12 protein-coding genes are annotated in these 13,130 nt (G+C 48.1%); all 12 read right to left on the bottom strand.

What is annotated here, in order from left to right:
• A partial coding sequence (locus ACR0QN_RS08905) for a hypothetical protein (RefSeq protein WP_432650857.1) occupies positions 1-197 on the bottom strand: 197 nt, incomplete at its 3' end.
• 101 nt (positions 198-298) lie between these two features.
• Positions 299-1,960 (bottom strand): S1C family serine protease, encoded by a 1,662-nt coding sequence (locus ACR0QN_RS08900; RefSeq protein ID WP_432650856.1) that lies wholly within the window; start codon positions 1,958-1,960, stop codon positions 299-301.
• Between the two features lie 26 nt (positions 1,961-1,986).
• Positions 1,987-3,396 (bottom strand): HAMP domain-containing sensor histidine kinase, encoded by a 1,410-nt coding sequence (locus tag ACR0QN_RS08895; protein ID WP_432650855.1) that lies wholly within the window; start codon positions 3,394-3,396, stop codon positions 1,987-1,989.
• Entirely contained in the window at positions 3,389-4,090 is a 702-nt protein-coding gene (locus ACR0QN_RS08890; RefSeq protein WP_178726962.1) for a response regulator, read from the bottom strand. The genes ACR0QN_RS08895 and ACR0QN_RS08890 overlap by 8 nt, the downstream gene beginning before the upstream one ends.
• Before the next feature lie 235 nt (positions 4,091-4,325).
• Positions 4,326-5,243, bottom strand: coding sequence for a hypothetical protein (locus tag ACR0QN_RS08885; protein WP_432650854.1), 918 nt, complete (start codon positions 5,241-5,243; stop codon positions 4,326-4,328).
• A 125-nt stretch (positions 5,244-5,368) separates the two neighbouring features.
• Entirely contained in the window at positions 5,369-7,909 is a 2,541-nt protein-coding gene (gene polA / locus ACR0QN_RS08880; RefSeq protein ID WP_432650853.1) for a DNA polymerase I, read from the bottom strand.
• Positions 7,910-8,033: 124 nt separating this feature from the next.
• Positions 8,034-8,366, bottom strand: coding sequence for a DUF1801 domain-containing protein (locus tag ACR0QN_RS08875; RefSeq protein ID WP_432650852.1), 333 nt, complete (start codon positions 8,364-8,366; stop codon positions 8,034-8,036).
• A gap of 63 nt (positions 8,367-8,429) precedes the next feature.
• A complete protein-coding gene (locus ACR0QN_RS08870) occupies positions 8,430-9,032 on the bottom strand; it encodes an L-2-amino-thiazoline-4-carboxylic acid hydrolase (RefSeq protein WP_432650851.1) in 603 nt (200 codons plus the stop codon).
• Positions 9,033-9,062: 30 nt separating this feature from the next.
• Positions 9,063-9,344 (bottom strand): hypothetical protein, encoded by a 282-nt coding sequence (locus ACR0QN_RS08865; protein WP_432650850.1) that lies wholly within the window; start codon positions 9,342-9,344, stop codon positions 9,063-9,065.
• 135 nt (positions 9,345-9,479) lie between these two features.
• Positions 9,480-10,091: a chemotaxis protein CheC gene (locus tag ACR0QN_RS08860; RefSeq protein WP_432650849.1), complete on the bottom strand. Its 612-nt coding sequence runs from the start codon at positions 10,089-10,091 to the stop codon at positions 9,480-9,482.
• A 28-nt stretch (positions 10,092-10,119) separates the two neighbouring features.
• Entirely contained in the window at positions 10,120-10,605 is a 486-nt protein-coding gene (locus tag ACR0QN_RS08855; RefSeq protein WP_432650848.1) for a TM2 domain-containing protein, read from the bottom strand.
• Between the two features lie 15 nt (positions 10,606-10,620).
• Complete coding sequence (locus tag ACR0QN_RS08850; protein ID WP_432650847.1) at positions 10,621-12,933, bottom strand: glycoside hydrolase family 95 protein; 2,313 nt, start codon at positions 12,931-12,933, stop codon at positions 10,621-10,623.
• Positions 12,934-13,130: the final 197 nt, after the last annotated feature.

Below are 13,130 nucleotides of genomic sequence, written 5' to 3'. Positions count from 1 at the left end.
TCTTTCCTCTCGGGAGAGAACTTTTTTATTATATCACACTCTTTTCGATTTGTCAAGACCTTTTTCAAATCTTTTTTCAATTTTTTTGAGTGTATCTCTCGGTGATTTTTTCTTTTCATCACCGACAGCTTTATTATCTTACCACATCCATTTCTAAATGTCAAGCCTTTTTCAGTATCTTTTATAAGTTTGTACATTATGCTCATTCAAATCAGTTTAAGAGGCTTCTCAATGTACAAATTCACCTTATTATTCAGCATAAAAAAGCGGACAGCGCTTGCCGCACCGTCCGCTCCGATCACTTCTGTTCTTCAAGGGTAAAGGTTATTTCAAATTCTCTTTCTTCGCCGTCAAATCCCAGCCTGTACACCTTAGCGGTAACGACCTCTCCCGCCTTGTGGGTATTCTGAAACTCCTTTACGCTGTTCTCGGTCAGCATCTGGATACCGTCTATCTCCGTAATGATATCGTCCGTCTGCAGCTCTGTGTTGGAAACATCGCATTCCTCAGCTATCTCAGCCACCAGAAGCCCGGGCTTTACTCCAAGGCTCTCAGCTTTGTCAGGCGAAATAAATTTATAAATAATTCCAATTCTCGCCCTGCCTGTAACATAGCCCTTTTCCATAATGTCCTCAATAATGGGCACCGCAAAATCCGTAGAAATGGCAAAGCCGATATTCTCGCTGCCTGTGGAGCTGTACTTGCTCACAACAATTCCCACGACCTGACCGTACAGATTGACCAGCGCACCTCCCGAATTGCCGAAATTGAGCGCCGCATCGGTCTGTATGCACTTTATGGGATATCCGGTATAGCTCTTTATCTCACGGTCAACATAGGAAACATTTCCCACCGTGACCGTGTCGTTAAATCCGCCTGCATTTCCGATGGCAATGACTTCTTCACCCTGTATCATATCCGACGAGCTGCCGAGGACCGCAGGAGTAAGCCCGTCAGCCTCGATTTTCAGGACTGCCAGGTCTGTACGTGTGTCCGCACCGATGAGCTTTGCCTCAAATTCACGTTCATCATTGAGCTTTGCCTTGAAACGGGTAATATCCTCTGTGGCGTGGGCGTTTGTGATAATATACCCGTCCTCGGAGATGATAATGCCCGAAGCCTCGTTATAAGGCTGAACGGTGGTACTTGTATAGCCGTAAAGATTAACAATAGACGGAAGCACCTGATTTGCCGCACCTGCAGGAGTCAGGAGACCCGTTTCCTTGTTCCGGTAAAACTCCTCATTCTCCACAGGCTTGGGAGCCACGTTTATATTCACCGTCACGCCATCAGAGCCTGAACCCTCCGATGAAACGCTCTGAACCTTATCAGCCGTTTCACCCGCACCCTCAGCCGGACCCTCGTCTTTATGACTGTAAGCCAGCAGCAGCATAACTGCAGAGAACATAAGCACAACAATAATGACCACCGCAGCTATCCAGCCCTTTGAGGATCTTTTCAGTTCGGGCTCGGGCGCAGGAGCAGACATCGCCCCCACCTGCGGCTGATAATAATATCCGCCGTAAGGCGGTACATTGCCTCCTGCATTGCCGTTCTGAGGCGGGACATATCCCGCACCGTTATCTGCCGCAGCATAATTCTGTGAAAAACCTTGGTTTGCAGGATCGTCCCTGCCGGCAGGGCTGCTGTATACCGAATTATCCGTCTGCTGCGGAGCATTGCCGTAATACCCACGATCATCGGGCGCAGCTCCGCCCGAATACATCTGCCTGTAAGCAGCGTCCGCAGGCGATGTATTGCCCGCAGGGTACCCGTTCTGCGGATAACCGTTCCCGACAGGTGCACCATAAGGCTGATAGGGGGGATAATCATTATTCGGGATATTCTCCGAAAGCTCCTCCTCCGCAAAAACGCCTCCGCCTCTGTTCAGATCGGGATTGACAGGCTTATTGTTCTCGTTATTGTTTTCGGGTGACGACCCGTTTTCATACATTTCCATACCGACCTCCGTAAGGTATATGCCGATCAAGGGCGGCTGCCCAGCGGCAGTGTGAATTCAAACTCGGTGTATTCCCCCGTTTTGCTGCGGACAAGCACCGAACCGTTATGCAGCTTGATGATCGAGCGAACAATGGACAGACCGAGACCCACGCCCGTCTTGTCCTTACCCCTTGACTCGTCGGTTTTGTAAAATCTGTCAAAGACCTTGTTGATCTCGTTTTTCTTCAGACCCTCGCCGCTGTTTCGGATAACGACCGCAGCAGCGCCGTCCTCCTCACGGAAGCTGTAGGAGATATATCCGCCCTCGTTCACAAACTTGACCGCATTTTCGGTAAGATTGTAAATTACCTGCTGAACAAGGTCCATATCCGCATTGACAAAAAGTCTGTCCGTGTCAAGTCCTCTTATGTCAATGTTCTTGCCCTCGATCCGCTTTTCAAAAAGGAGAACAGTTTTGACCGTAAGCTCGGTGATATCAAAGTCCTCTGTCTGCAGCTCCATTTCTCCTGCCTCATACTTGGAGATGTTGAGCATAGAGCGCACAAGTCTCGCAAGACGGTTTATCTCCTCGGAGACCGTCCTCAGATATTCCCTGTGCCTGTTCTCGGGAATAGTGCCGTCAAGTATTCCGTCCACAAATCCGCCGATAGTGGTCATAGGCGTTCTCAGCTCGTGGGAAACATTGGAAATAAAGCTTTTTCTGTTCTCCTCGATAGCCTCAAGAGAGCTTGCCATATCGTTTAAGGTGTTGGCAAGAAAGCCCATTTCGTTCTGGTCGGAAACGCATACCTTTTCGGAAAAGTCTCCCTCACCGAACCGCTTTGCCGCCAGCGTCATCTCCTTGAGAGGAGTAAGGATACGGTTGATGGTGTACTTGAGCAGGGGAAAGACCGCCAGCATAATGACTGCGAACGCCACAAGAAACAGCACCACCATAGCTTTGAGATAATCCGTAAATCCCTTTGCGCTGAGGCTTGCCGCAAGATAATATTCCTCCCTGCCGCAGTTCAGGGAATAGAGCATATTGAGACAGGAAACGGGATAGAAGCCGTCCATACTGTCCATAGCGAAAGCCCCCTGCGGGATAGCCCTGCTCATAGACTGAGCGCTCAAAGTCCCCGTATGTGAACAAGGTGATGCCTCGGAACAAGCCAAAACATCACCCTCACTGTCAAACAAAATATAGTCCGCACCCGTGCTTGCAGAGACCGAGGGCAAAATCTCACGAAGGGCAGCAGCCCCATCGGAGCCGCCGGTCAGATATGCGGAAACGCTGACACGAACCTCTTCGGTCAGCCGTTCCAGCAGAATTTTGCGGTCGCTTTTATAGGTGGATACGGAAAAACTGATTATAAGCGCCGACATAAATATGAGCGACGCCGCAACCAGCGCTGCCGATAAGCTGAAATACTCTGCGGCAATGCTTTTACGCATTTTCCTCTTCAGCCTCGAACTTGTAGCCTACGCCCCAGACTGTCTTGAGCGCCCACTTGTCCGAAACGCCCTCGAGCTTTTCTCTGAGGCGCTTGATGTGAACGTCAATGGTACGGGAATCTCCGTAATACTCAAAGCCCCATACCTCGTCAAGAAGCTGATCTCTGGTATAAACTCTGTTGGGGTTGGAAGCGAGGTAGAAAAGAAGCTCCAGCTCCTTGGGAGGGGTATCCATTACCTTGCCGTCCACTCTCAGCTCATATCTTGTCATATTAACGACCAGCTTGTCGTACTTTACCTCTCTGATCTCGGACTCGGAAGAGGACTGACCAATTCTTCTGGAAACTGCCTTGATACGGGCAATTACCTCCTTGGTGTCAAAGGGCTTTACAACATAGTCGTCAGCGCCCAGCTCAAGACCAAGCACCTTGTCAAATGTCTCGCTCTTGGCAGTTATCATAATGATGGGCACATTGGATTTCTTTCTGATCTCACGGCAAACCTGCCAGCCGTCAAGACCGGGAAGCATAATATCAAGCAGAACGATGTCGGGCTTCAGCGCATTGAACTTAACAACAGCCTCATCGCCGTCGTGGGAGACCATAACGCCGTAGCCTTCCTTTTCCAGATATAATTTCAGAAGCTCGCAGATGTTATTATCGTCGTCAACAACAAGAACCTTACCAAGTGACATATCAAAATTCCTCCCGTTTTAAATTCTCGGAATTCTGCACACAATACGTCTGCAAAAAATGTCCGAAATATTCCAACATAATATACCTCTATTATATAATAAAAATCGGCACAGTTTATAAATTTTTATCATATATATCATTAACAGATTGTAAATTTAACAAAATAATATCGTAAATTTCCCAAAAATTCAAAATTCTATTCATTTTCATCAAAGTAGAAGGCATTGATTTTCATCAGCTGAAATACTTGATGTTTTTGGTAAGCAGTGTAAGCAGCTCAAGACGCACCTCGTCCTTTAATTCAGGCTTTACCATATAATATACATAATTTTCCAGAATATTCACATCGGGTACGCTTCTGCCTTCTATCTTGAAATTGCAGAAGCCCATAGGTACGTACTTTTCATAAATATCCACAGGAGAAACGTGCAGAGGCGAATTCACTGTCTGATACAGATTTCTCATCATACAAGCACACTCAAAGGGTTCGGGGGTGTATGACGCATCTGTCTTTTTCATCATATGTTCTGTAAGAGCGATCTGACTCCTGCCAATGGAGCGGTAATGCTCTCCCCTGCGCTTGCAGGCGGGGTCACAGCAGGGATTTATGAGCAGCTCTGCCTTTTCCTTGTGGGGGAGCTTTTCGAGAACATCAAAATTATTGTTAAAATTATAGTCAAGCACCACAAGGGAATAATCCTTTTCCAGCTCGGCGCAAAGCTCGTCAAAATCCTCGATCTGTTTGCAGGTAGAGCTGGTAATGGGGATACCCGGGAATTTATCCCTTATATAGTCCTCAAGCAGAGGGGAGCATACGATGGCTTCGTTCAGTCCGTTGTTTACCGCCTTAAGCACGGCGTTGCACAGCGCATCGGAAAGATGCTGAGGTGTAAGTACAGGATTTGTAAGAGTAAATCGACAGGGTATGCCTCGCTTATTAAACTGATTGACGATCTCCTTGAGTATGCGTGAATCGCACTTTCCACGGAAGTAACGTCCGCCGTTCCATGTCATATTGGGAAATGCTCCGTAAACAGAGCCTATCTTTACATTATCACGAAATTTCTCGGGATATTTGTTCATATAGTCCACTAAGGTGAGATTGAGCTTGAAATGCCTCATAAAATCGGGGATATGAAATCTTATTTCCATTTTTGTTACCGTCCTTATAGTAATCAATATTTTCTGCCATATTTCAAAGGGGAGTACAATTCATCACCTTTGAATTCTCGTTATTTGCATACACCACAGTCTTGCCTCTGAATATCTGAAATTTCTCAGTGGCATTCAAACCAGCTTTTGCCCGTCTCAACATCGGCGGTGAGAGGAACGTCAAGCTGTACGGCACCCCGCATTTCCTCTCCCAGCACCTTTGCTGCCCTTGCAGCGTCCTTTTCCGATGCCTCGATTATAAGCTCGTCGTGTATCTGCAAAATAAGCTGTGCGTCAAGATTTTCTTCCTTGAGCCTGCGGTAGACCTTCACCATAGCAATTTTGATGATGTCCGCCGCCGCTCCCTGAACTGGGGCATTCATTGCCGCACGCTTGCCGAAGCTCTGAATGTTCTTGTTTTTCGCCGCAAGCTCGGGGATATAACGTCTCCTGCCGAAGATGGTTTCCGAATAGCCCTTTTCCGCGGCATCGGTCACAGCCTTGTCCATAAATGCCGCTACACCGCTGAAATTGGTGAGATAGCTCTTTATATACCTGTCCGCCTTTGCAACGGAAACGTCAATGTCCTTTGAAAGTGAAAATGCGCTTATGCCGTAAACAATGCCGAAATTAACAGCCTTTGCCGCACGGCGCATTTCGGGGGTCACCATATCCTCGGGCATTCCGAATACCTGCGCCGCCGTTGAGGTGTGGATATCGCCGCCGCTGTTGAAGATCGCCTGCATATTTTTGTCGCCGCTCAGATGTGCAAGTATACGAAGCTCTATCTGGCTGTAGTCGGCGTCGATAAGCACCCGTCCTTCCTCGCTGACGAAGAATTTTCTCATATTCCGTCCAAGCTCGGTGCGGACGGGGATATTCTGCAAATTCGGCTCGGTGGAGGAGATCCTTCCCGTCCTTGTTTCGGTCTGCTTGAATACAGAGTGGATACGTCCGTCGCCCCCCACCGTCTTTAACAGCCCTTCTACATAGGTGGACTGTAGCTTTGTGTACTGACGGTAGGTGAGTATCATATCTATGATGGGGTCCTTGTCACGAAGCTCCTCAAGCACCTCTGCGCCTGTGGAATAGCCCGTTTTGGTCTTTTTGCCCGAGGGCAGTCCCATTTCCTCAAAAAGTATAACGCCAAGCTGCTTGGGAGAAGAAATGTTGAACTGCTTTCCTGCACGGAAATATATCTGCTGTTCAAGTCCGGCTATCTCTTCCGAAAGAGTCTCACCGAATTTCCTTATGCCCTCTGTGTCGGCTTTTACGCCAAAGTGTTCCATTGAAGCAAGCACCTCGGTAAGGGGCAGCTCGATATCCCTGCACAGCTTCTCCGCTCCCGTTTCCGAAAGCTCCCTGTCAAGGCGGCGGCAGAGTCCGCTTATTGCCGCAATGTCCGAATATTCTCCCAGATTTTCATAATCGGGACAGCCGTACTCGGCGCAAAGTCCCTTGATGGTGTATTCCGAAGCGGAGGCATTGAGAAGATATCCCGAAATGTCTGCGTCCGATACGATATTTTTAAGCTCGGAGCCTTTTTCAAGCATATAGCGGTAGGCAGGCTTTGCGCCGAAGGTCTGCTTTTCATATTCCGAGGACAGGAGGGAGATGATATCGCTCTCATTCTCAAACACACTCAGCTTGTCCTCATAGGCGGTGTACAGCGCCGCTCCCGTTTCGGTGCGCTTTAAGATAAAGGCAAAGCCGCCCTTGATGTCCGAAACGCTTCCGGGAGCTATCTTATAATCAACAGCCTTTTCCTTCTCTGCTTCGGGAATTGCCTTTAATGCGGCGGAAGGCTTTACATTAAGCCTTTCCATAAGCTTTGTCATTTCAAGCTCGGTAAGGAGACGGGACAATGCGGCTTCGTCACGCTCGCCGTATGCGTAATCGCCCATTGAAAGGGATATAGGCGCATTTTTTACAATGGTGGCAAGCCATTTGCTTTCCTTTGCGTCCCCCTCGCCTGCGGTAAGCTTTGCAAGGACGGATTTTGTGGCGGTAACTTCTCCTGCGGCAAGCTTTTCGTAAAGCGTTTCAACGGAGGAATACTCCTTGATAAGAGAGAGGGCTGTTTTCTCACCTATGCCCTTAACGCCGCTTATGTTATCCGAGCTGTCGCCCATAAGGGCTTTCAGGTCGATAAGCTGAAGGGGTGAAAGTCCCTCGTACATCTCGGAAAATTTCTCGGGAGTGCAGGTGATAAGCTCCTTTGTGGTGTGGAGCAGGACGGTGACATTTTCATTTATAAGCTGCAGGCTGTCCCTGTCCCCTGTCAGGATATAAACGTGGTCGGTCTCGTTTCCGAAGGTGGAGAGTGTGCCGAGGATATCGTCAGCCTCGAAACCGGGACACTCGAGAATTTTAATGCCAAGAGCGGTAAGAAGCTTCTTGATAAGGGGCATCTGCATTGCAAGCTCCTCGGGCATACCGTGTCTTGTGGCTTTATATGCGGCGTTTGCCTTGTGGCGGAAGGTTGGCTCTCTCAAATCAAACGCCACCGCACAGCCCTCGGGAGACAGCTCTGCGGCGGTTTTAAGATAGATGTTCATAAAGCCCGTAAGCGCATTGGTGAACACGCCCTTTTTATTTGAAAGGGCTTTTATGCCGTAAAACGCACGGTTCATTATACTGTTTCCGTCTATTGCAAGAAGCTTCATATCTATTCTTCCTTTCAATTTTCTGCTCCGGTTGGGTAAAGCAATCGCATCGAATACATATTTCTACCGTTACCGAGCCGCCTGTTTGCCGCCCGCATAAATTATAGAACGAGTGGCTGCAGGCTCAGCCTGCTAAGGTTTCTGCAAATATCTGTTTCAAGGCTTCATATGGTATATCCTGCTTTAAATAAATTTGCAGCATTCCCTTGGGAGTGAGCTTATAGCCTGAGAGTTCCTCTATATGGCCGTTCACTGCCTGCGCTTCAATGTTGATATGGTCTTTGAAGGGAATGAGCCTCACGAAAGTCTCACCAACATAATAGCTTGGTAATTTCGCCCATAAGGTTTCCTGCGGCTCGGTTGAAACGCTGTCAAAAATTGTCTTACGCAAATCATTGAACATATCAATGATATCACTTGGATATTTTTCTATATATTCCTTAACCTGCTCATTCATTTTGATGACCTCCGCAAATCATAATTTTGGGACAGCTTTTTGTATCGTTACCGAGCCGCCTGCCTACTTGACCCTTAAAATAAAATCACAGCAGTCATCGCCTCTGCCGAGAGTTTTCTTTCGCTCCCAGGAAAGCTTCGGGTGCAAATTTCCGTATGCTGTGTCGTCCGAGTTGCAGAAAGCTGCGGTAAGCTCGGGACAGCCGCAGGCAGAACAAGTCTGAAAATACGGACATCTGAGCATATCTATATGGCATACTTTTCCATCTGTTTTGTGCTCCGTCATTTCAAAGCCCGATCTTCTGCCGAATATTTTGCGGATAACTGCGGTCATAATTTTCGGGATAAAATTATACACAAAAGGCAGCTTTAATATTTTACGCATTTTTTCTGCGGTGGCTGCGGCTTTTTTTTGAAAATATCCGTCTATTATTTTATATGCCGCTTCCTGCTGACCGGTCTCAGCGATGACCGCTTTGTAAAAGGCAATGCAGGGGTATATCTGCCTTACCGTATGCATTGTTATCTCTTTTGGCTTTCCCTCTTCCTGCTTACAGAATTCAAGATAAAGCGACCGGGCTTTTTCTTCTATACGAGCATAATGTTCGGGAAATATTTTAACGCTTTCTTCAAGCAGGGCTTCGAGAATTTTATTGTTGTGCTTCATAGCTGTTTTCCTTTTGCGGCTGTGAAAAATTTATTCGCAGTCAAAGATCGCTTTGCTCTCTATCATATCCGAATATGTCCGCTTCCATTCTTTATGAACGTCAGATCGGTCATAGCGGTCGAGGGCATCTTTATCCATATTTATCTCGATCATAATGTCATATCTGTTGGGTCGGTCTATGCAGGACGTATGAATATTTATGTCATATATCCCGTCCATAGCCGTAAGCTTCCGAAACAGCTCTGTAACAGGGGCTGTCAATGAGCCTGCGTTTATTTGTTCTTTGAATTTAACAATAATATAATGTTTCAACGCTATTCTCCTATCCTGCGGTCGGTTTGGCATTTTCGACAAATTTATTTTCTATAATTCGGCACATATTTTCCGGTTTCACTATTGACATTTTGGCACATTTGTGCTATAATATTATCAAGCCCACAAAGAAGTTTAACACTCTACTCCTATTCTGCCCATAAAATCCTGAATGGTTTTCAGCTCGGGGAAAAAGAGGATATTAAATGACTTGCCGCTGTCGTTTATGGTTATGGAGTTGTTCACAAAGCAGGTATTGACCGCTCCCGGATTTACTGCCGTTATCTCTCCCGAGGGGGCGCTCACGCTCTCGGGGACGGATATGTCCACCGTCATTCCCGACATTATGGAGAAATTGTTAGCATAAGATGCGGCGCAGATGTTTACCGTTTCCCTTACCACAGAGGAGACCATCTCGTTCACGTCCCCCTTGCCTTTCACCGACACCCCCGGGAAATATGTCCCTGCAAGCCGCTCGATAAATGCGTAGGGGAAGATGAAAAGCACCGCTCCCTGCATATCGCAGCTTAGCTTTATCAGAAAGGCTTCCGTTCCCCTGCTGAGAAGGTCCGCTATTTTTCCTGCCTCCGCTGTGGGCAGCACCTTGACCTGGGGTGTGGAGATATCCGTTGCCGAGGATATCATCTCGGACAGGGCGGTGGCGGCATTGCCTGCTCCCATATTGCATATTTCCTGTAAAACGGATCTTTGCATTTCTCCGAAATCCGCAAAGCTGTTAAGAGCCATTTTTCAGACCGTCCTTTCCTTATTTTTTTCAGGGTTCGTAATACTTCGGCTTATTGATAAGGATTATCAGGTCGATTAAACAGCCTATACCAAAAAAGCCTCCTATCGTACAAGCCCAAAGTATTCCGGTTGCAATTTTCCCCTCGTAAAATCTGTGAGCTCCGAATATCCCGAACAAGACGCAGAGTAATATGGATATATTTCTGTTTTTGAGCTTCCTGTTAAAGCCCCCTGCTCCCGGGTTTATCTCCTCCATTATTTTCTCGCCGTATGCCTTGGCGGTATCGGCTATATCGTCCAAAGTTGAAAAGTTCTGCTGCGCCGAGGCGGGGGAGGGTATGCTGCCCTGTCGGGTCTGTGCTCCCGTCTTACCGAAGGTATCCGCTTCTCTCGGGGGCGTTTCGTTATCCACAACTATGCGGATATCTTCGGGTTCCGCATATACTGTTTTTGTTTTCCGCTCCCCTTCGGGAGCAGGAGCTGTGTGCCTGTCGGGCTTGTAAAATTCTATCATAATATTCTCCGAAAATCATTTTGCCGAAATGCCGTAGCGCTTTCCGGCCTCTGTATCAAATTCAAGTGCGCCTTTATTTTCAGTAAGCCGTATCTCTTCTCCGCCGCAGGTGACGATGATATCTCCCTTTACACGCAGGGAGACCCTGTTTCCGCAGTCGGAGAGCAGCTCGGCTTTGGTAATTCTGCCGTCTGACCAGTCGAAATTGACTGTGAAGCTGCCACGGGCTTTCATTCCCCTCACGCTGCCGTGTTTCCAGGCGGGTGGAAGTGCGGGGAGCAGGCTTATTTCCGCTTTTCCCGATACGGCCTCACAGCGGCTCTGCATTACCGCTTCGGCAATGCCTGCGCCGCCGCCGAAATTTCCGTCTATCTGGAAAGGGGGGTGCATATCGAACATATTAATGCTTGTGGAATGTGCGAGCAGCGCCTGAACGTTTTCGCCCACCTTTTCGCCGTCAAGAAGTCTTGCCCACATATTGATTATCCACGCTCTCGACCAGCCTGTATGTCCGCCGCCGTGGGAAAGTCTGCGCTCAAGGGTGGCTCTTGCAGCCTTTGCAAGCTCGGGGGTATCGGCAGGGGTTATTATATCTGCAGGATAGAGGGCATATAGCTGAGAGATATGGCGGTGTCCCGGCTCGACCTCGTCATAGTCCTCCGCCCATTCCATTATCTGACCGTACTTGCCTATCTCGGGCTTGGGGAGACGGTCTCTCATACTGCGTATTTTCTCCGCAAAGTCCTGCCTTTCGCCCAGTATCTCCGAGGAGGATATTACGGCGGTGAAGAGGACATAGAGTATCTGACTGTCCATTGAGGGGCCTTTGCAGAGGGTTCCCGTTCTGCCGTTCTTTGCGTAGTAGGTATTCTCGGGAGAAACGGAGGGATTTGTTACCAGTCTGCCCTTTTCGTCCTCGGTGAGGAAATCGGCGAAAAATTCTGCTGCTTCGCAGAGGGTGTCGAATTTCTCCTCAAGAAAATCCTTGTCTCCTGTGAAAAGATAATGCTCCCATATATGGGTGCAGAGCCACGCCATTCCCATTGGCCAGAGAGTGCCCGGGAGCCATTTGTCCTGGGGGGCGGTGTCTCCCCAGATGTCGGTGTTGTGGTGGCAGACAGTTCCGCCGCAGTGATACATTGTACGGGCGGTGACTCTGCCGTTTTCTCTCATTCGCTCGATATGGTCGAAAAGAGGTGTGTGACATTCGGAAAGGTTCTGTATCTCGGCTCCCCAGTAGTTCATCTCGGTATTTATATTGACGGTGTATTTGCCGCCCCAGGCAGGCCACATATCCTTATTCCATATGCCTTGGAGGTTAAGCGGTAATGTTCCCTCTCTTGAGCCGGATATCATAAGGTATCGGGAGAAATTGAAATAAAGGGCAGCAAGCTCATTGTCTATAGCATTTTCCTCTTTTACGGCTTTAAGGCGCTCGTCGGTGGGGAGAGCGGAATTTGCTCCGTCCCCCGGGTAAAGGAAAAATGAGCAGCGGTCAAAAAGTTTGGAATAATCCTCCATATGCCGCTTCAAAAGGCGGTTTGCGTTCATTCGTGCGGCTCTTTTTGCCTGAGATATGCAGAGCTTTTCGTAATCGCCTGTGCGGTATGAGGTCTGAGCGGCTATTATGAGCATTGCTTCGTCGGCATTTTTGCAGACAAGGCGGTTTGCGTCTGTGCCCCACTCTCCGCCCACAGCAGTCACGGTTATGGCGCAGGCATAGGGTATGCCGTCGGAAACGGTGAACAGGACTGTCTTATCATCATAGGCTTCATTTTTATCGTAGTTGTCATCTCTGCCGTCTATGGCGGCGGTAAAGGATATGCTGCCTTTTTTATCGGCGGTGAAATGGACGATGATACATTCGTCGGGGTGGGAGGCGAACACTTCACGGGTATATTTTACCCCGTTTGATGTAAAGTTAGTCCACGATACGGCTTTCTCAAGTGAAAGTCCTCTTTTATATTCGCTGCAGTCGGGTGCGTTCTGCCAGATGTGCAGGTCGCCTAAAGGCTGATAGTGACGCTGGTTTTCATTGGTGCCGTAAAAAGCGTCGGAGCAGAGTTCTTCCGCTTCGGTGGTCTTTTCCTCGTTTATAAGCTGACGTATTTTCTCAAGGTTATCGTATGCCTTGGGGTTGTTTCTGTTTCGGAAATTACCCGACCATATGGAGTCTTCATTCAGCTGCAGAAGCTCGTCCGAGGGCTTTCCGAATATCATTGCTCCCATTCGTCCGTTTCCTACGGGGAGCGCTTCGTCCCAGTTTGCGGCGGGGCGGGTGTACCAAAGGTCGGCTGAGGGGCTTAATGAACTCTTCTCAATTTTCATATTTTACCTCCGGAAAGATAGTATTTATGGAATTTTATTAATTATGCGGATAAAAAAGAACTGCCGGTTTAATCGCATAAATAAATAACGGTTAAATCGGCACTTCTTTTTTATTCACTTTTATACTTTTCGCTGCTGCAAACGTCAAAGCGAAAAGTATACAATTCTTCGGCAGCAATTGCTGCCGAAGAATTGGT

It is taken from the genome of Huintestinicola sp. (assembly GCF_050874005.1).
Lineage (GTDB): Bacteria > Bacillota > Clostridia > Oscillospirales > Ruminococcaceae > Huintestinicola.
The sequence above is the reverse complement of the archived record's forward strand: the minus strand, read 5'-3'. Positions and strand labels throughout refer to the sequence as shown.